This window comes from Catellatospora paridis, assembly GCF_009720365.1.
GTDB classification, from domain to species: Bacteria; Actinomycetota; Actinomycetes; order Mycobacteriales; family Micromonosporaceae; genus Catellatospora; species Catellatospora paridis.
On record NZ_ML769320.1, the window covers coordinates 120055 to 138502 of the forward strand.

General features: G+C 72.3%; 14 protein-coding genes. 4 read left to right on the forward strand and 10 right to left on the reverse strand.

Annotation, left to right across the window (positions count from 1 at the left end; translation table 11 throughout):
* Positions 1-2: 2 nt before the first annotated feature.
* From F9C41_RS23120 to F9C41_RS23135, 5 genes are read right to left on the reverse strand one after another with little or no spacing between them, the layout of a single operon-like run.
* Positions 3-1100, reverse strand: coding sequence for a hypothetical protein (locus tag F9C41_RS23120; RefSeq protein ID WP_155388916.1), 1098 nt, complete (start codon positions 1098-1100; stop codon positions 3-5).
* Positions 1101-1138: 38 nt separating this feature from the next.
* Positions 1139-2425, reverse strand: coding sequence for an AAA family ATPase (locus F9C41_RS23125; protein ID WP_196279906.1), 1287 nt, complete (start codon positions 2423-2425; stop codon positions 1139-1141).
* Entirely contained in the window at positions 2422-3960 is a 1539-nt protein-coding gene (locus F9C41_RS40780; protein ID WP_196279907.1) for a hypothetical protein, read from the reverse strand. The genes F9C41_RS23125 and F9C41_RS40780 overlap by 4 nt, the downstream gene beginning before the upstream one ends.
* Positions 3957-4889: a hypothetical protein gene (locus F9C41_RS23130; RefSeq protein ID WP_155388917.1), complete on the reverse strand. Its 933-nt coding sequence runs from the start codon at positions 4887-4889 to the stop codon at positions 3957-3959. The genes F9C41_RS40780 and F9C41_RS23130 overlap by 4 nt, the downstream gene beginning before the upstream one ends.
* A 39-nt stretch (positions 4890-4928) precedes the next feature.
* Entirely contained in the window at positions 4929-5867 is a 939-nt protein-coding gene (locus tag F9C41_RS23135; protein ID WP_155388918.1) for a DapH/DapD/GlmU-related protein, read from the reverse strand.
* Positions 5868-5885: 18 nt separating this feature from the next.
* On the opposite strand from F9C41_RS23135, the gene dapE reads away from it, so the two are divergent.
* Positions 5886-6956, forward strand: a complete 1071-nt coding sequence (gene dapE, locus F9C41_RS23140; protein ID WP_155388919.1) for a succinyl-diaminopimelate desuccinylase — start codon at positions 5886-5888, stop codon at positions 6954-6956.
* A gap of 5 nt (positions 6957-6961) precedes the next feature.
* On the opposite strand, the gene F9C41_RS23145 is transcribed toward dapE, so the two are convergent.
* On the reverse strand, positions 6962-7108 hold the full coding sequence (locus F9C41_RS23145) for a hypothetical protein (RefSeq protein ID WP_155388920.1): 147 nt from the start codon (positions 7106-7108) through the stop codon (positions 6962-6964).
* 152 nt (positions 7109-7260) lie between these two features.
* Here F9C41_RS23145 and F9C41_RS23150 point away from each other — a divergent pair, with 152 nt between their 5' ends.
* Positions 7261-8049 carry an LOG family protein gene (locus F9C41_RS23150; RefSeq protein WP_155388921.1) on the forward strand — a complete coding sequence of 263 codons (789 nt, stop codon included), beginning with the start codon at positions 7261-7263 and terminating at the stop codon, positions 8047-8049.
* Positions 8050-8155: 106 nt separating this feature from the next.
* Here the strand turns inward: F9C41_RS23150 and F9C41_RS23155 are convergent, their stop codons facing one another.
* Positions 8156-9529: a DUF4407 domain-containing protein gene (locus F9C41_RS23155; RefSeq protein WP_155388922.1), complete on the reverse strand. Its 1374-nt coding sequence runs from the start codon at positions 9527-9529 to the stop codon at positions 8156-8158.
* Between the two features lie 403 nt (positions 9530-9932).
* Here F9C41_RS23155 and F9C41_RS23160 point away from each other — a divergent pair, with 403 nt between their 5' ends.
* The gene (locus tag F9C41_RS23160; protein ID WP_155388923.1) at positions 9933-11993 is read left to right on the forward strand and encodes a glycosyl hydrolase family 28-related protein; all 2061 of its coding nucleotides are present in this window, start codon (positions 9933-9935) and stop codon (positions 11991-11993) included.
* Positions 11994-12244: 251 nt separating this feature from the next.
* On the opposite strand, the gene F9C41_RS23165 is transcribed toward F9C41_RS23160, so the two are convergent.
* The 3 genes from F9C41_RS23165 to F9C41_RS23175 are packed head-to-tail and all read right to left on the reverse strand — an operon-like array spanning position 12245 to position 14633.
* Complete coding sequence (locus F9C41_RS23165) at positions 12245-13195, reverse strand: hypothetical protein (protein ID WP_155388924.1); 951 nt, start codon at positions 13193-13195, stop codon at positions 12245-12247.
* Positions 13192-14334 (reverse strand): trypsin-like peptidase domain-containing protein, encoded by a 1143-nt coding sequence (locus tag F9C41_RS23170; protein WP_155388925.1) that lies wholly within the window; start codon positions 14332-14334, stop codon positions 13192-13194. Before F9C41_RS23170 ends, F9C41_RS23165 begins: the two co-directional genes overlap by 4 nt.
* A 5-nt stretch (positions 14335-14339) precedes the next feature.
* Positions 14340-14633, reverse strand: a complete 294-nt coding sequence (locus F9C41_RS23175; RefSeq protein ID WP_155388926.1) for a trypco2 family protein — start codon at positions 14631-14633, stop codon at positions 14340-14342.
* Positions 14634-15065: 432 nt separating this feature from the next.
* Between F9C41_RS23175 and F9C41_RS23180 the strand changes: the two genes are divergently transcribed.
* Positions 15066-18401, forward strand: a complete 3336-nt coding sequence (locus F9C41_RS23180; protein WP_155388927.1) for an ATP-dependent helicase — start codon at positions 15066-15068, stop codon at positions 18399-18401.
* Positions 18402-18448 lie beyond the last annotated feature (47 nt).

The following is an 18448-nucleotide window of genomic DNA, read 5'->3' on the forward strand; positions in this document are numbered from 1 at the left end:
GGTCAGCCCGCCGTGACCGGCACCTGCACCGCCCAGTAGAGCTGGCCCCGCGGGCCGACGAAGAACAGTGCCACCAGCAGGTCGGACGGTTCCGGCGGCGGCGTGCCGTCGCGTGCGAATCTGCCGACGAATGCGGTGGAGGTCGCGTCCGGTTCGATGGAGACCGCGAGGACCGACGGGTACGTGGTCCCGGCGTCACCATGCGAGGTCGGGGCCAGCGCCGACAGCCAGGGGTACCGCTTCCAGGCGTCCGCCATCTCGTTGCCGCCCCAACCGCCGCCGTCCCTGCCGTAGAGCTGCGGTGCGACCCGGTTGTACCGCTTGTCGAGCAGGATGATGTGAAAACGTCCCCGCGTTGCCGGCTGCGGTACGGCGAGGTCGAATCGGCCGAGGACGGACCGTTCACCGTTCGCGTGGACTCCCGACACACCCAGGGCGGCGGCATCGGCGTCGAAGTGCTCCCGGTCGGTCAGCCGGATCGTGGCGACGGGGTGCACCGCCTCGGGCCCGTACGGCGGGCGGTCGCGCCACACGCCGAAGCCGACCGCTGCCACCGATGCCGTCACCAGGACGATCGCGATGAAGGGCACGAGACGCGGCCTACGGCCCGGCGCGGACTCGCCCCACAGTGCCGCCGCCAGGAACAGCACGCCGAGCGCCAGGCCGGTGCCGACGGTGCCTGCCAATACCGCGGTCTGTCCGTCCAGCGCCAGTTGCACCTGCTCGACTTGATGCAGCAGGCAGAGCATGGCGAGCACCAGGCCGACCGTGGTCAGCGAGGCGACGGCGTGCGCCCGCGCCGCCAGGTCCACCCCGTGGGCCGTATCGGCGAGCGGGCCGCGCCGCGTGACGTGCTGCACCGTCGCGGTGACGAACACGCAGGTGACCAGCGCGCCCACCCCCCAGGCGACGATCTCCCCGCCGTCTCCGAGGCCGGATGACAGCGCCAAGGCGGTGGAGACGAGCGCGGTGGCGGCGACAACGCGGGGCGTACGGCGCAGCCACGCCGGGACCGGCACGGCGGTCACGGTCTGGGTCGCAGCACCCGCCGCCAGCTCGGCCGACGCCGCGCCGAGCAGCCAGCCTGCCAGCAGCGGCACGAACACTCTAGCGTCCGGCGGCTACAGGGGCTGCCCGGTCAGTGGGCCGGGATGCGGTGCGGGGCGAGCCGTTCCAGGAAGGCCCGGTTGGCCTCCCAGCCGTCGACCTGCGGCGGGTCCGTGCCGAGCCAGACCGGCTCCGCCGCCGGGTACGCGTGCAACTGCTCGTCGACCCCGGCCCGGCTGACCACCACGCATGCCTGCCGGTGCCGGGAGGCCAGCACGCACAGCCGTCCCGCCTCCAGGTGGAAGGCGCTGGCGTCGCGCCGCCCGCTGAGCGGGTGCCAGGCCAGCACCACCTCGTACTGCCGTCCCTGCAGCCGGTTGGCCGTGTCGACGGTGACCCCGGTGATGCCCCGGCGCTGCAGCGCGGCTTCGACGTGTGCCTTCTGGTCCCGGTGCACCACCCCGACGGCGACGTCGGCCCGGTTCAGCGGCCGCGGCCCCGACGGGTCCACCGTGGACACCTCCGCGGTCACCAGCTGGTGCACCAGGTCGGCGAGCGTCGCGACCAGGGCCGGGTCGGTGCGCGGCACGTGCGCGGCGGGCAGTTCCAGCAGCGCCCAGCCGTGCTCGGCGGCGTGCGCCAGCGCGGGGTGGGCGAGGCTGGCCAGTTCGAGCCGCCGGTCGGTCGGTGCGGCTCCGGCGGTGAAGGCGCGGGTGTAGAACGCGTCGGAGATCACGGGTGCGGTGTGCGGGGCGAGCCGCCAGCTCACCGGCAGCGGGATGACGGGGGTGTCCGGGTGGTGGCGCAGCAGGGTGCCCGCTGCGGTGTCCAGTGGCCAGGTGGCCAGCGAGCGCACCGAGTGCTCGTCGGCGACGGTGAACGGGGCGAGCTGTCCCGGGTCGCCGACCAGCAGCAGCCGGTCGAACAGGTGCCCGACGCGCACCAGCGCCGCCGCCGACATCTGGTACGCCTCGTCGATGACGCCCAGCGGCCAGGTGCGCTCGTCGGCCTTGACGTAGGCCCATTTCGCGGCGGTGCCGACGATGACGTCGCAGCCGCCGAGCTCGCCGAGCTTGGTGCCGGTGCGCACCTTGGTCCGCGGCCAGCCCGTCGGTGGCGTCCACTCCTGGCCGTGCAGGCGGCCGGTGGACAGCCCTACCCCGGCCAGCGCGATCACGAGGTCGTCGGCCTGGTCGTTGGTCTGCACCACGATCGGCACGTTCTCGCCGACCGCGACCAGGCGTTTCGCGAGTTCGCGGACCAGCGTCGACTTGCCCGCGCCGGGCGGGGAGTCGACGACGACGGCCCGGTCGGTGCCGCGTACCCGATTCCAGACCTCCTCGATCGCGGCCTCGTGCCGCGCTCCGGCGCTGGTCACTGTGCACCTCGCGACTCGGCTGCCGGGTCGGGCACGGCGCGGGGCACGGGGACGCGGCCCGGCGCGGTGTCCGGGTCGGCGGCGGTCCCAGTCTGCTGCGCGGGGAGCGTGAGGTCGGTGTCCAGGTCGTCGTCCAGCTCGGGTTCGGGGGCGGGCTTGGGACGCGACGAGCGGGTCGGCCAGGGCAGCTCGTCGGGCAGGTTGTCGGGGAAGTACTGCTGCGGGCCGAACGGGGCCAGCACCACCTCGGCGTCGGCGTCGGGCAGCAGGCCCAGCTTGGGCCGGGTGACCGCGCCGCTGGTGACCATCAGCTCGACGGTGTCGTCGGTGGAGCCGCGCACCACCATGCCGACCTTGCCCCACCACAGTTCGGTGCCCGCGGGCCGGTCGAACGCGGACCCGGTGCGCACCCACAGCAGCGGCCGCAGCACCGAGCGGCCGCCGGAGTTGACGACGGTGTGCTCGGGATCGCGCTTGATGACGACCCCGGCGACGGCCTCGCCGGTGGCCAGGTAACGGGCCATGACCAGGGGATCGTCCAGGGCCATCTGCCGGTCCAGGGCGGCCGTGCGGGTCTCCAGCTCGTGCAGGAAGCGGTATGCGGGCACGTCGGACAGTCGCGCGCTGAACGACACCGTGCCCGCCAGCACCCGTTCCCGGTGCCGGGTCCACGACCAGCGGTCGGACTCCCAGCGTTTGGCCACGTGCTCGCCCGGCGGCAGCATCCGCACCAGGTCGATCGCCGCCCAGGTGTCGCGCCACGCCCCGTCGAGCACTTCGGCGGCGGCCAGCTTGAGCCGGCGTACGTCGCCCTGGTGCTTGGCCCGTTCGAGTGCCGGGCGCAGCACGACCTGGTCCCAGGACGGGTCGCTGGCGGGCCCGGCCGGGGGCATCGCCTCGGCGTCGCGGGCAGCCTGCCAGGCGTCGACGCCGGCGGGCGGCTCGATCCAGGCCAGCAGCCGGCCCAGGTGCCCGTCCTCGGTGGGCAGCTGGCCGGTGCGCCAGTGCGCGGTGAGCAGGTCGGTCGCGGTGAGCAGCACGTTGGAGCCGGGCAGGTGGCGGCGCGAGGCGATCCAGCCCAGGTGCGCCCCGGCGGCGGCGAGCACCGGGTCGTCGAGGGTGCGCAGGTACTGCCCGAGCAGGCCGACCCAGTGCGCGGTGGCCTCGTTGGGCACCACCAGCTGCGGGGCGTCCACGCAGCAGTGGTCCACGTCCAGCTCGCGGCCGCTGCCGGTGGCCCGTACGACGGGTTCGGTGACGGTGTAGCGGCTCAGGTAGGTGGCCAGGTCACGGGCCAGGCCGCCGAGCGCGGCGAAGCGCAGCGCCCGGTCCCGCGGTTCGGCGACGGTGAGCAGCTTGGGGGAGTCGCGGAAGGAGCCGTAGCGGATCGCGACCGGCGCGGACGGTTCGCCCGCCAGGTGGTATCCGGTGAGCAGCCAGGGCCGTGGCGACAGGTGCCGGTGGGCGCGGGAGGCCGCGGGCACGGCACGGGCCCGCGACAGCGCGAGCAGCCGCTGGTAGACGTCGAGGCTCACGGGATGCTCCGTCCGCCGGTCGCCCAACCGTACGCCGCCGCGGCGCGGGCCAGCTCGTCCGCGATGGCCTGCTCCGCCTCGCCGGACGGGGTGCGCTCGCCGTGGGCCAGGGCCAGCGCATGCACGGCCGTCCCGACGGGGCCGCACAGGTTCGCTGCCGCCCCGCCCGCGCGGGCGACCGTGCCGGTGCTTTCGGCGTCCTGGCGGCAGTGGGTGTACATCGGACAGCTCGGGCAGCCGTCGCCGAACCGCGCCTCGACCGCGGCCAGCGCGCTGACCAGCGCCTGCCCGCCCAGTTCGGGCTCGCGCAGCCGTGCGGGCAGGTCGACGGCGTCGAGCCGGTCCAGCGACCAGCCCAGGCGGCGCACCTGGGGCGCGACGTCGAGCAGGGTGCCGACCGGGGCGAGGCCGAAGTTGCGCGGCAGCACCAGCAGGCAGCGGCTGCTGACGCGCTCCGGCACCGGGGCGGCCTGCCGCAGCGCGGCCACCACCACGGCCAGTTCACGGGCGGTGCCGGCGACCTTGGTCGGGTCGGCGTGACCGTCCAGGCAGGCGTACGACCTGATCTCGACCGGGAACAGCAGCGCGCCGTCGCCGGCCAGCACGATCTGCCCGGGGGTGACCGGCAGGTCGCGCAGGCGCAGCTTCGGTTCGCGCCACACCCACAGGCCCGCGCCGACCGGCAGCTCCGAGGTCTCGACGGCGGCCGCGCAGTCGATGCCGAGGTGCCGTCCGACCAGCTCGGGCAGCCGGGCCGTGGCCAGGTGCGTGAAGGTGCCGTCCCGCTCCCGGGCGTACGGGCTCTGGCCGCCCGGCGGCGCGCCGATGGCGTCGGCGAGCACCCCGAGATCGACCTGCGCGGCGTCCAGGGCCTGCCGGCGACGGCAGCCGGGCGCGTCGAGCAGCCCGGCTATCCGTCGCGGATCCAAGCCAGCACCCCCAAGTGCGTGCCTAACAGCGTGGGTGGATCAGTCGTTGGCGTGCAGCGCCGCGTTGAGCACGATGCCGGTGCCGGTGCGCGGCCGGGCCTCGACCGCGCCGGTCACCGAGTTGCGCAGGAACAGCACGTTGGACGCGCCGGACAGGGTCGCCGCCTTCACCACCTCGCCGGTGGAGACCAGCGTGACCTTGGTGCCCGCGGTGACGTAGCAGCCGGCCTCGACCACGCAGTCGTCGCCGAGCGAGATGCCGATGCCGGCGTTCGCGCCGACCAGGCTGCGCTGGCCGACGCTGATGGTCTCCTTGCCGCCGCCGGACAGGGTGCCCATGATGGACGCGCCCGCGCCGATGTCGGAGCCCTCGCCGACGACGACGCCCGCGGAGATGCTGCCCTCGACCATGGAGGTGCCCAGCGTGCCGGCGTTGAAGTTGACGAAGCCCTTCTGCATGACCGTGGTGCCGGACGCCAGGTGCGCGCCCAGGCGCACCCGGTCGGCGTCGGCGATGCGCACGCCCGCGGGCACCACGTAGTCGGTCATCCGCGGGAACTTGTCCACGCCGTACACGGCGAGGTGGCGGCCGGCGGCGCGCTCGATCAGGCGCAGCTCGTCGACGCGGTCCGGCGGGCACACCCCGGCCGAGGTCCAGGCGTTGTTCGGCAGCAGCCCGAAGATGCCGTCGAGGTTGGCCTCGTGCGGCTGGATGAGCCGGTTGGAGAGCAGGTGCAGGCGCAGGTACGCGTCGGCGGTGTCGCGCGGCGCGTCGGCCAGCGAGGCGATGACGGTGTGCACGGGCACGATCCGCAGGCCGGGCAGGGTGGGCTCGGCGCCCTTGAGGTCGGGCGCGTCGATGCCGCAGAGGTCGAGGCCGAGCTGGCCGGTGGGATACCACACTTCAAGCGTGTGGTCGCCGCTGACGGTGGCGAGACCGAAGCCCCAGGCGGGCCGGTCGGAACGTGTGCTGCTCACGGTGTCTACGCTACCGGTATGCCGAACCCGCTGACGCCGCAGGTGCTCGCCGATCCGATCGCGTCGACCCGTGCGCTGGTCGACATCGAGTCCGTGTCTGGCAACGAGCAGGAGATCGCCGACGCCGTGCAGGAGGTCCTCGAGGCGTGCGCCCACCTGCGCGTGGAACGCATCGGGCACACCGTGATCGCGCGCACCGAGCTGGGCCGCGACCAGCGGGTCGTGCTGGCGGGACACCTGGACACGGTGCCGCTGGCGGACAACTTCCCGTCCACGATGGACGACAAGGTCATGTGGGGTTGCGGCACCTCGGACATGAAGAGCGGTACGGCCATCGCCTTGCACCTGGCCGTGACCTGCCCGGATCCCCGCTACGACGTCACGTACTTCTTCTACGAGTGCGAGGAGGTCGAGGCGGCCCGCAACGGCTTGAAGATCGTCGGCGACCAGCGGCCGGAGCTGCTGGAGTCCGACTTCGCGGTTCTGCTGGAACCGACGTACGGCATCGTCGAGGCGGGCTGCCAGGGCACCATGCGGGCGCGGGTGCGCACCACCGGCGTGCGGGCGCACGCGGCCCGCTCGTGGCTCGGCGACAACGCGATCCACAAGGCCGGCGAGGTGCTCCGGCGGCTGTCGGACTACCAGGCCCGCGAGGTCGAGATCGACGGCTGCCGGTACCGGGAGGGCCTGAACGCGGTGGCCGTCAGCGGCGGGGTGGCCGGCAATGTGATCCCCGACGCATGCGAGATCGAGGTGAACTTCCGCTTCGCCCCGGACCGCTCGGAGGAGCAGGCCGAGACGCACCTGCGCGAGGTGTTCGGCGGCTACGAGGTCGAGATCACGGACTCGGCGCCGGGGGCGCTGCCGGGACTGTCGGCGCCGCCCGCGGCGGAGTTCCTGGCGCTGACCGGGGCGACGCCCGCGGCGAAGCTGGGCTGGACGGACGTGGCGCGCTTCGCGGCGCTGGGCATCCCGGCGCTCAACTTCGGGCCCGGCGACCCCAACCTGGCGCACAAGCGCGACGAGCACGTGGAGCTGGACAAGATCGAAGCCGGCGCGGACCTGCTCCGCCGCTGGCTGACGAGCTGAACCTCTCAGCGGGCCGCGGCGGGCTCCTCGACCGGCTCGAACTCCTTGGCGTCGACCACCATGGCGATGCGGCGGGCGTGCACGGTGGCGCGGATGCGCTGGCGCATCGCCTGCCTCTGGCGGAGCACCTCGCTGCGGGTCATCACATTCATCGCCTCCCTCGTCGTCGGCCTTATTCAATCCATGCGGTATGACAACCTTGACGCCACAGCATGGCGAAAAGTTGCGTAATCCGCTGGGAATTTGCTGCGGATGTGCGCGCCGCGTCGTCACGTAAACGAGCGAGCCGGTCTACGGTGATGGCATGACGCAAAGCAACAATCGGTCCGAGCGGCACCGGGGCCCGGTGACGCTGCGCCGCGACGCGCTGTCCTCGGGCACCGCGGACCAGGCCCTGCTGGACTCGGCGGGGCGTCCGGATTGGAAGGTCCGCGACTCGTGGCGCACGCTGCGCATCCTGAGTGAATTCGTCGAGGGCTTCGACACGCTCAGTGAGCTTCCCCCGGCGGTGAGCGTGTTCGGCTCCGCCCGCAGCGCGCCCGACTCGCCCGAGTGCGAGCTGGCCCAGCGGCTGGGCGCGGCGCTGGCCCGGGCCGGATACGCCGTGATCACCGGTGGTGGGCCGGGGGTGATGGAGGCGGCCAACCGCGGGTGCACCGAGGCGGGCGGGCTCTCCGTCGGCCTGGGCATCGAGCTGCCGTTCGAGCAGGGCATGAACGAGTGGGTCGACATGGGCATCGACTTCCGCTACTTCTTCGTCCGCAAGACCATGTTCGTGAAGTACGCCCAGGCCTTCGTGGTGCTGCCCGGCGGCATGGGCACCATGGACGAGCTGTTCGAGGCGCTCACCCTGGTGCAGACGGAGAAGGTCACCCGGTTCCCGGTGGTGATGATGGGCACGGCCTACTGGAGCGGCCTGCTGTCCTGGATGCGCGACACCATGCTGGCCAACGGCAAGATCAACGCGGTGGACCTGGACCTCATCGTGTGCACCGACGACGTCGACGAGGCGGTCGAGCACATCTCGCACGCCGACAAGACCCTCGCCGCCGAGCAGCAGGCCATCCGCTCCTCCGGCGGCATCGCGGACTGAGCCATGGGGCGGCTACGGGTGGTGATCACTGCTTCGTGTCGAGATCTGCGGCCCGACCGCACTTTCTGACACGAAACAGTGATCACCACCCGGGCCGGCGGGCGCGTCAGACGCGTTCGCTGAGGCGGTCGGCGGCGCGGTGCAGGCGGCTGTTGAGTTCGGCCTTGTGCTCCAGGATCTCCAGGTCGATCTCGGCGCGGCGCTTGCGGAGCACGGCTTCGCGCTCGGCGTACTCGGCCTCGATGTCGTGGTTGAGGTCGCGTTCGGCGACCGCGAGCTGGGCGCTGACCAGCTTGTCGTAGGTGGTGGACCCGCCGACGAACTTCACCAGGATCGGCATGCAGTCGACCAGGATGAAGAAGATGCGCACCGCCCAGATGCCCACCGCCAGCACGCCGCTGGAGTCGGCCAGGTCGTGCAGCGCGCCGAGGCGTTCCAGCAGGCCGATCTTCCCCTGGTGGCTGCGCTCCTCGGCGACCCGGGCCTGGATCTTCGTCTCGCGTTCGGCCTCGAACGCGGCGTGCGAGTTCCGCGCCGCCGACTCCAGTTCCGAGATCTGGGTACGCAGGTTGACCAGCTTCACGCCGTTGGCATCGATCTGGCGGGTCCGTTGGAAGGCGTCGGCCTCGGCGCGCAGCCGGCGGCAGTTGGGCCCGACGCCGCGCTGGCCGGTCAGCCCGGACCCGGAGTCGCCGACGCACTCCCGCCGGGCCATGTCGTTGATGGCGCGCAGCTGGACCGAGTCCCCGTCGATCGTCTTGGCCAGCGCTTCCGCGTCGGCGCGGCGGGTGCTCAGCTCGCGCAGCGTCGCCACCGGGGACTGGTCGAAGTTGAAGGTCTCGGTGGCCTTGCAGTCGGCGGGCGCCGGCGGCTCCGTGGAGCCGGGCACCGGGTTGCAGGTCTTGAGCCGCCCGGACAGCTGCGCCAGCGCCTCGGTGCGCTGGTCGGCGACGTGCTGGATGACCGCGGTCTCGAAGATGCGCAGCACCAGCGGTTCCGCGATGATCACGCCGAAGAAGAACGCCATCAGCACGCGCATCGCCAGCACGGGCACCCGGCGGAACCAGCCCTCCCCGAGCCGGCTGGAGACCAGCCAGCGGTCCACGTTCAGGATGAACAGGAACCAGACCAGCACCGGGAACACGGCCAGCCAGCTCGACGCGCCCATCGCCTGGGTGATCGCGAAGTACATGGAGATGGCGGCGATGGTCGCGGTGCCCAGCACCACGCCGCCGAGCGAGGTGTACCAGGCGCGCTCCTGCGGCACCCGGTCCAGCAGCCGCTCGTCGACGCCGGACAGCACCCGCAACCGCCGCCCGAGCTGCGGTCGCGGCAGCCGCCGTCGCGGCGGGCCGGGCTCGTCAGGTGGGGCGGGCTCCTCGGGTGCGGACGGCCGTGCCTCGGCCGACGGTGGCGACGAGGGTTCGGCCGGTGCGGGTTCCGGTGCGGGTGCGTGGGCGGCCGTGGGCCGTAACGGCACCGTGTCGTCCGGATCGGAGGGACGAGCGTGGCGGCCCGGTGGGTCGGCTTCCGGCTGCGCTGGGGGTTCCGAGGGGTACACGCCGAGCTCCCTGTCGCTGAGGTTGCGGTCCATCTTCCCGTCAACACACGCCTGTGTCTGTCGGGTGGTTGCCGGGGTCCGCCCCTAGGTGGGCCGTCGCCCATCAGGAATCGACATAGGTCTTCGCAAGGAATTGCGTTGAGAGCGCAACAACCTAATGGCTACTTGTATTTGCCGGGCCAGCGTTACGAAAAGATTACGCAGAACCTTGTGGTGGGCGACACAGGGAATCTAAAGTCACCTACACCTCCTGGCGTCCGCTCCGCCTCGAGCGTCTCAGGCGTTCCTCCGTTCCTCCGTTCCCTCCAGAAACGAGTCTTCGATGTCACGGAGCATCACAGGAGCTGCAGCGAGGTCCCGCCGGCCCCGGCGGTGGGCCCCGGTGGCGGTCGCCTCGGCCACCCTCGCGGCCGTCGGTCTCAGCCTCGTCGGCAGCGCCGGCACGGCAAATGCCAGCACCACCAGCGCCGCCCCCGTGGTGACGCGCGCCGCGCTCGACCCCGCCCTCGTCGCGGGCCGCGGCGCCGGCGTCGCCTTCCTCGAGCAGGAAGCCGAGAACGCGGCCACCAACGGCACCGTCATCGGCCCCGACCGCGCGGCGTACACGCTGCCCGCGGAGGCCTCCGGCCGCAAGGCGGTCAAGCTGACCGGTGGCCAGTACGTGGAGTTCACGCTGCCGGCCGCGGCGAACGCGATCACCGTTCGCTACAGCATCCCGGACGCGCCGAACGGCGGCGGCATCACCGCGCCGCTCAACGTCACCGTGAACGGCAAGAACAAGCAGGTCATGACCCTGACCTCCGAGTTCTCCTGGCTGTACAACCAGTACCCGTTCAGCAACGACCCCAACGCCGACCTGCTGCACGCGGACTGGTGGATCACCGAGTGCGCGTGCGTGCCGGCGTTCACCGAGCCGAAGCCGGTCATCACCAAGCCGTTCCGCCCCATGCACTTCTACGACGAGCAGCGCCTGCTGCTCGGCAAGACGTACAAGGCGGGCGACAAGGTGCGGGTCGCCGTCCCGGCGGGCAGCAACGCCGCCTGGACCGTCATCGACCTGCTCGACTCCGAGCTGGTCGGCAAGCCGCACGTGCGGCTCGTCGCGTCCAACGTGCTGGCCTTCGGCGCCGACCCGACCGGCCGCCGCGAGTCGGCCGACGCGTTCGACCGGGCCATCGCGTTCGCGAAGAAGTGGCACCTCAAGGTGTACGTCCCGCCGGGCGTCTACCAGGTCAACCGGCACATCATCGTCGACGACGTGACGATCGAGGGCGCGGGCAACTGGTACACGGTCATCCGGGGCAGCGAGGTCGCGCTGAGCGAGCCGGCCGAGGACGGCTCGGTGCACACCGGCGTCGGCTTCTACGGCAAATACGCCGAGGACGGCGGCAGCAGCAACGTGCACCTGTCGGGCTTCACCATCCAGGGTGACGTCAGCGAGCGCATCGACACCGACCAGGTCAACGGCGTCGGCGGCGCGCTCAGCGACTCGACCATCGACGGCCTCTACATCCAGCACACCAAGGTCGGCATGTGGTTCGACGGCCCGATGGACAACATCAAGATCACTGACAACATCATCGTGGACCAGATGGCCGACGCGCTGAACTTCCGCAAGGGCGTCACGAACTCGCTGGTGTCGAACAACTTCATCCGCAACACCGGTGACGACGGCCTGGCCATGTGGTCCGACGGCGTGGCCGACGCGAACAACGTCTACGACCACAACACGGTGCAGACCCCGACCCTGGCCAACGGCATCGCCATCTACGGCGGCACGAACAACACGGTGTCGAACAACCTGGTCGCCGACCCGATCCGGGAGGGCTCCGGCCTGCACGCCGGTTCCCGCTTCGGCGCGACCGCGTTCGACGGCTACCTGAAGTTCACGAACAACACCGTGGTCCGGGCCGGCACGTACGAGCTGAACTGGAACATCGGCCTCGGCGCGATCTGGATCTACGCGCTGGACAAGACCATCGACGCGGACATCCAGGTGACCGGGGACCACTACCTCGACAGCACCTACAACGCGATCATGATGGTCAGCGAGTGGGGCGTGAAGGACCTGGTCCAGATCCGCGGCGTCAAGTTCAAGAACCTGCGGATCGACGGCACGGGCACCTCGGTGCTCAGCGGCCGGGTCGAGGGCGGTGCGTCGTTCGAGAACGTGGACGCCCGCAACGTCGGCGCGGTCGGCATCAACAACTGCGGCTCGTTCCACTTCACCCCGGCCGGTTCCGAGTTCGTGGTGACCGACCTGGGCGGCAACGACGGCGGCGGCACCACCGGCCCCTGGATGGCCTCCTGGGAACTGCCGAACACCATCACCTGCGACGACCGCCCGCCGGTCGTCGTGCCCCCGGCGCCGTCCCCCTGGTGACGACGCGCAACTGCCAGACCGGATGAGACACGGGCGGGCGTTCGAGTGCACAGACACCGGGCGCCCGACCGGAAATCCGGTACCCGCCCCGGGGCGGGACCCAAGCCGAACCCGGCTCGGGTCCCGCCCCGGGACTGCTTTCACCGCGCGGGCGGGCATCCCCGTCGGCATGCCCTGCCCTCACGAAATGATCGAGGCGCCGGACGGCCCGCACAGCGGGACGCACGGAGCCTCGATCAGACTGTCGGCAGTCAGCTGACGTCGCGGCGGCGCAGCGCGGCCTTCACCTCGTCGATCACCTTGTTGGCGTCGGGCATGAGCAGCGACTGGTAGTTCTTCTGGCTCTCCTGGTCGACCAGTCCCAGCGACACGACCGCCCGGTCACCGCCACTGACCAGCACCTCGAGATCGCGGTACTCGACGGCGTTCCAGTGCAGTTCGTCGCCGACCGAGTCGATCGGCCGGACCTCGGTGGTGGGCCACTGCAGCGGCACGGTCCTGGTGGTCACGGCTGCGACCTGGGAGTACGGATACGTCTTGGCCTGCTCTGCGGTCAATCTGCCGGTGTCGAGCTCGAGGATGCACTCGTAGATGCCGAACTGCCAGCTGGTCGGGCAGATCACCGACACCAGCGACCGGGAGAACAATGCCCATGAGCCGCTCGCGTCGTAGGCGATGACGGTCCGTCGTGCCGGACCGAGCAGTGTCAGCGGCTGTTTGTCGTCCGAGGCCGGTCCGTCCTGGCCGTGCGCGATCGCCTCCTGGCGGCGCCGGGTCACCAGATCGGACTCCAGCTGCAGGTCCTCCCGGCTGATGCGCAGCTCCTGGAGGGCGCGCTGCTCGATGCGGGCCAGGTCCGACTGCAGGTGCGCGCGCACCCACTCCACGGGCGGCTTGGGGTTGGCCGCCACGACCTTCTGCTGGTAGTCGATCAGCTTGGAGCGGTATGCCAGGCCACCCACGAGGCCGAGTACCGCCGCGGCGATGAAGAACGGTGCTGAGCAGCACAGCCCGCTGCCGATCCCCGAGGAAAGGTCGGTGGACATCGTCGCCCCGCCCGCCGCGCAGACCAAGCCGACCAGCAAGGCGGCGCCGCCGAAAGCCATCTGGACGATCGCGGAGGTGTAGTCGGGCTTGGTCGGCTCCTTGGTGAAGAAGCGCCGGATGGCTGCCGCATCTGCTTCCGGTCTCGGGTATGTCATCTGGTGCCTCCCTGTCCGCGGCGGCATAGCGCACGCCACACCACGCTGCTCGGTGCCTGGAACTGTTGGCAGATCTCGCGCGCCACCGCAGGGCGCACCATCGCGGCGAGCAGCCGCACGCTGTCCTCCCCTGGACGCAGGCCGCGACTGCCGCGCGCGCCGTGATCCTCGTTGATCAATAGATGCAGTGCTCTCGCGTGCGGCAGTGAGGCCGCGACGCGCAAGTGTTCGCACATCCGCTCGACCGATCCGTGGTTTCTGGGCGCCGTGCCGCGCAGCAGCGCCAGCGCCAGCAGGTAGTGCAATTCCGGGTGCGCGGACGGTTGCGACAGGGCCCGGCCGATGTGGTCGACGGCGCTGTCGTACTGCCGGTGCTGTAGGGCGGCGCGGGCCTGTGCGGCGTGCCAGGCCGAGACGGGATCCGCCAGTGCTTCGGCGGTCTCCGGCAGGCCGGCCAGGGCCCGCAGCCGGGTGAACCCGGTGCCGGCGCCGCAGCGGCTGTACCAGCGGTCCACCCGCGAGGCGAGGAGGCTGCCCGTGCGCGGCGAGGCCGGGTCGTGCTGGGACACCACGCCCACCAAGTGTCCGTGGCAGAAGACCGCGGCACCCGACATCCCGGACCACGGCGACTCCCCGCCGCCGGGACGCCAGTTCGGCGGTTCCACACTGATTTCGAGGGTGCCGTCGCGCAGGTTCGACAGCGGGCGGGCGGCGCCCGACGCGTCGTGTGAGTCGCGGTAGGCGGGACCGGCACCGGGATCGCGGAACTTGAAGACGGGGAAGCCGACGGTCCGGTACGGGGCCCCTTCGGATCCAGGTGTGGGCACCCGGCCGAACGCGACGGAGCGCAATGGCGCGGGTGCGTCGAACCGAGCGAGGCGCAGCAGCGCGACGTCGATCTCGGGCACGGCCACCGTGACGTGTGCCGACACTTCGACAAACGGCGCGGAGCCTCGCTGGGGGAACATCCGCGCCGACTGGGCCGACGTGCCCCGAACCACGTGGTCGGCGGTCAGCGCGAGTGATGGGGTGAGCAGGTAGCCCGAGCCGAACGCCTTGCCGCCGTCAGGCAGCACGGTGACGATCTGCACCACCCGGCCACCGTCCACCCCATCGCCTTCATCAGCCTCGAACCGCATCGGCGTCATTCCTCGCGAGCGCGTCCCCGTCCGGCGACGTGAGTCGGACCGTCCGGGTGTTCGGGAGTGAGTTTCAGCCGGATCACGTTCGAGGTGGTGCGGGCCAGTTTGCCGTCCACCCCCACCTCCACCACCAGGAAGTTCATCTTCGTGCCCGCCCCGCCGGATTGTTCGATGACCACCGCGACCTCGAGCTCCACCTCTCCCAACCGCAACCGCAGCCCGTCCCTCGGCGCTGCGGCAACCGCAGTGTCGAGCTCAGACCTCAACGCGCGTATCAACTCAGCCAGCTCGATCACACGCCACCCACCTCAGCTACGGACCGGACAGCTTCCAACCATGCTCGACCAGCATCGATCGGCAACATCGGATGTCCAGGCGCGACGGTCGGCCGGTACGCCAGCGTCGTTGGTCCGGAAGCGTCGCCCCCCGATCCGTTCGCACACCGTATTCATGCATTCACGTAGCGTTCCGTCGTCAATCAACTCGGATCGCCTGACCGCAAGTGCCGGTCCCGCGACGGCCGGTCAGTGTGCGGTTCTGCCCCCATGCGGCTGCGCCGGGTGTAACCGAGCTACTCCATTCGTCTGTGATGACGTCGGTCCGCACCGCGCGGCCGCCGTCGCTCCAGGCCTGTTATATGGCATTTCTGAGTTTCTGCCGGGAGTCCGGATGCTCGCGGCACCACAACCGGCTCGCCTGCTGCCGCGGTGTCGCCCGCACGTGCTGGAATGTTCGGCGTGAGCAGCGTCGTTCAGCGGGACTGGCGGCTGGTCCGGGGCAGCGACCCCGACCGGCCGGCGTTTCGTGCCGACCCGGCCCAGCAACGGGTGATCGCGCACGAGTCCGGCCCGCTGCTGGTGCGCGGCGGACCGGGCACGGGCAAGACGACGACCCTGGTCGAGGCGGTCGCCCGGCGGGTCGCCGACGGCGTGGACCCGCAGCGCATCCTGGTGCTGACGTTCGGCCGCCGCGGATCGCAGTCGCTGCGGCGGCGCATCGAGGCCCGCATCGCCCGCGGTGTCGGGCACGAACCGCTGGTCAGGACCTTTCCGGCGTACGCCTTCGGGCTGCTGCGCCGCTCCGCGGCGCTGCTGGGCGACCCATCCCCCCGCCTCCTCTCCGGCCCCGAGCAGGACCTCGTCATCCGTGAGCTGCTGCCCGGCGAGGACGCGGGCTGGCCGGACCGGCTGCTGCCCGCGCTGGGCACCCGCGCGTTCGCCGAGCAGCTGCGTGACCTGCTGCTGCGCGCCGCCGAGCGCGGCATCGGCCCCGCCGACCCGCTCTGGCAGCGGCGCGACGACTGGCAGGCTGCGGCCCGCTTCCTGCACGAGTACGAGCAGACGATGGCGCTGCGCGACGCCTCCACCCGTGGCTCGGCCGGCTACGACCACGCCGAGCTGGTCCGGGCCGCGACCGCCATGCTCCGCCGCGACCCCGAGCTGCTGGCCGCGGAGCGCTCCCGGCTGTCCGCGGTGTACGTCGACGAGCTCGCCGACACCGACCCGGCGCAGGTGGAACTGCTGCAGCTGATCGCGGGCGGCCTGCCGCTGACGGCGTTCGCCGACCCCGACTCGTCGACCTACGCCTTCCGCGGCGCCGACCCGCAGATCGTGCGGACCTTCGGCGAGCTGTTCCCGGGCACGGAGCAGGTGGTGCTGGCCACCACGCACCGGGCCGCGCCCGCGGTCCGCGCCGCGACCGCCCGCATCGCCCGCCGCCTGCCCGGCCACCTGACCGTGGTGCCCGCACCCCGCCAGGAGCAGACCGCACTGTTCGCGGACGGCACCCGGCCTGCGGCCGCTACGGACGGCGCGGCGCTGCCGACGGCCGTCACCAGCGGGTCCGCGCAGTCGGCGACTCCTGCGGGCGGTGCCGGAGCGGTTGGGCGAAGCGAGCCGCCGGACGATCCCGATGTCGGCGTCGAGGTGGTGGCGCTGCGCAGCCGGGTGAGCGAGGCCGCGTTCGTGGCGCACCGGCTGCGGCGGGCACATCTGGTCGACGGGGTGCCGTTCTCGCGCATGGCGGTCATCATGCGTTCCACGAACTCGCAGCTGCCCGCCTATGAGCGGGCGTTGCGGCAGGCGGGTGTGCCGACGAAGGTGCTGGCCGAGGATCTTCCGCTGCACCAGCAGCCTGCGGTGAAGCCGCTGCTCATACTGCTGCGCTGTGCGTTGAAGCCGGAGCTGCTGACCGAGGAGGCGGCGGTCGCGCTGCTGCACTCGCCGCTGGGCGGGGCCGACCCGATGGCGGAGCGGCGGCTGCGGCAGGGCCTGCGCGCGCTCGCGGTGGCCGGTGGCGACCCCCGCGGCTCCGGTGAGCTGCTGGTGGAGGCGCTGCGCGACCCGGCCGAGCTGGCCGCGCTGGACCGGCGCTGGGCCTCGCCCGCGACGCGGATCGCCATGCTGCTGGCCACCGCGCGGGAGACGGCGGGGCGTCCGCGGGCCACCGCGGAGGAGGTGCTGTGGTCGGTCTGGCGGGCCAGCGGCCTGGCCGAGCGCTGGGCCGGGGTCGCCACTGCGCCCGCGATGGGCCTGGACCAGCAGCGCCGCGCGGAGACCGCGGACCGGGACCTCGACGCGATCATGGTGCTGTTCGACGCCGCGGCGCGGTTCACCGACCGGCTGCCGGGCGCGCGGATCGACACGTTCCTCGAACACGTCGCCGACCAGCAGCTGCCCGCCGACTCGCTGGCCGCCAGCGGCGACCGGGGCGAGGCGGTGCGGCTGCTCACCGCGCACGCGGCCAAGGGCCTGGAGTGGGACGTGGTAGTGGTCGCCGGGGTGCAGGAGGGCGTCTGGCCCGACCTCCGGCTGCGCGGCAGCCTGCTCGGCTCCGAGCAGCTCGTCGACGAGGTCGCCCAGCGCGCCCAGCCCGGTGCGAAGGCGCAGCGCGTCGCGCAGACCGCCGCCCTGCTGACCGAGGAGCGGCGGCTGTTCTACGTCGCGGCGACCCGGGCCCGGCGGCGGCTGGTGGTCACCGCGGTGGACTCCGGCGCGGTCGGCGGCGCGGACGGCGAGGACCGGCCCAGCCGCTTCCTGTTCGAGCTCGCCCCGCCGGTCAAGGTGGACGAGGACGAGGTGGCCGAGCTGGCGCTGGCCCGGCCGCCGCGGGCGTTGACGCTGTCGGCGCTCGTCGCCGAACTGCGTTCCGCCGTCACCGGCCCGGACCCGGTCCGGCGGCACGCCGCCGCCCGCGAGCTGGCCCGGCTGGCCGCCGCCGGGGTGCCCGGCGCGCATCCGGACAGCTGGTGGGGTCTGCCGGAGCTGTCCGACGACGGCCCGCTGCACGGCCCGGACGAGCCGGTGCGGGTCACCCCGTCCACCATGGAGAGCGCGCTGCGCTGCGGGCTGCGGTGGCTGCTGGAGCGGCACGGCGGCGCGGCGGCCTCGACGGCCGCGCAGGGCGTGGGCAACCTGGTGCACGCCGCGGCGATGCTGGCCGACGAGGCGATGAGCGACCCGGCGGTGCTGGTGGACTACGTCGCGGCGCGCTTCGACGCGATCGAGCTGGCCGCGTCCTGGCTCGCCGGGCGGGAGAAGGAGCGCTCGGCGGAGATGCTGGGCAAGCTGACCCGCTGGCTGGCCGAGAACCCGCGGCGGCTGGTGGCGATCGAGCGCGAGTTCACCGTGCGGCTGGACGCCGAGCCGCCGATCGACCTGGTCGGCCGGGTGGACCGGCTGGAGGTCGACGACCAGGGCCGGCTCGTGGTCATCGACCTGAAGACCGGCAAGACCACCACCGCCACCCGCGAGGAGCTGCCCGAGCACCCGCAGCTGGGGGCGTATCAGGTCGCGGTCGAGGCGGGCGGCTTCCCCGAGGGCGACGAGTCCGGCGGGGCGGCGCTGGTGCAGCTGGGCACCACCCACCGGGACGCCAAGGAGCAGGTGCAGGACGCGATCGGCGAGACCGCCGACCCGCAGTGGGCGCACGCCATGGTGCACCGCACCGCGGCCACCATGGCCGCCTCCACCTTCGTCGCGAAGGTCAACGACAAGTGCCGGGTCTGCCCGGTGAAGAGCAGCTGCCCCGTCTCCGGCAAGGGTCGTCAGGTGGTCGAACCGTGAGCGAGCGCAGCGATCGAACCGGAAGCACAGTGGTAGCTCACGGGAGT

What these genes read in the sequence shown, in the direction of transcription:
- F9C41_RS23160 (WP_155388923.1), top strand. Translation starts at nt 9,933, where the DNA reads ATGTCACGGAGCATCACAGGAGCTGCAGCGAGGTCCCGCCGGCCCCGG.
- dapE (WP_155388919.1), top strand. Translation starts at nt 5,886, where the DNA reads ATGCCGAACCCGCTGACGCCGCAGGTGCTCGCCGATCCGATCGCGTCG.
- F9C41_RS23165 (WP_155388924.1), bottom strand. Translation starts at nt 13,195, where the DNA reads ATGACATACCCGAGACCGGAAGCAGATGCGGCAGCCATCCGGCGCTTC.
- F9C41_RS23145 (WP_155388920.1), bottom strand. Translation starts at nt 7,108, where the DNA reads ATGAATGTGATGACCCGCAGCGAGGTGCTCCGCCAGAGGCAGGCGATG.
- F9C41_RS23180 (WP_155388927.1), top strand. Translation starts at nt 15,066, where the DNA reads ATGTTCGGCGTGAGCAGCGTCGTTCAGCGGGACTGGCGGCTGGTCCGG.
- F9C41_RS23170 (WP_155388925.1), bottom strand. Translation starts at nt 14,334, where the DNA reads ATGCGGTTCGAGGCTGATGAAGGCGATGGGGTGGACGGTGGCCGGGTG.
- F9C41_RS23150 (WP_155388921.1), top strand. Translation starts at nt 7,261, where the DNA reads ATGACGCAAAGCAACAATCGGTCCGAGCGGCACCGGGGCCCGGTGACG.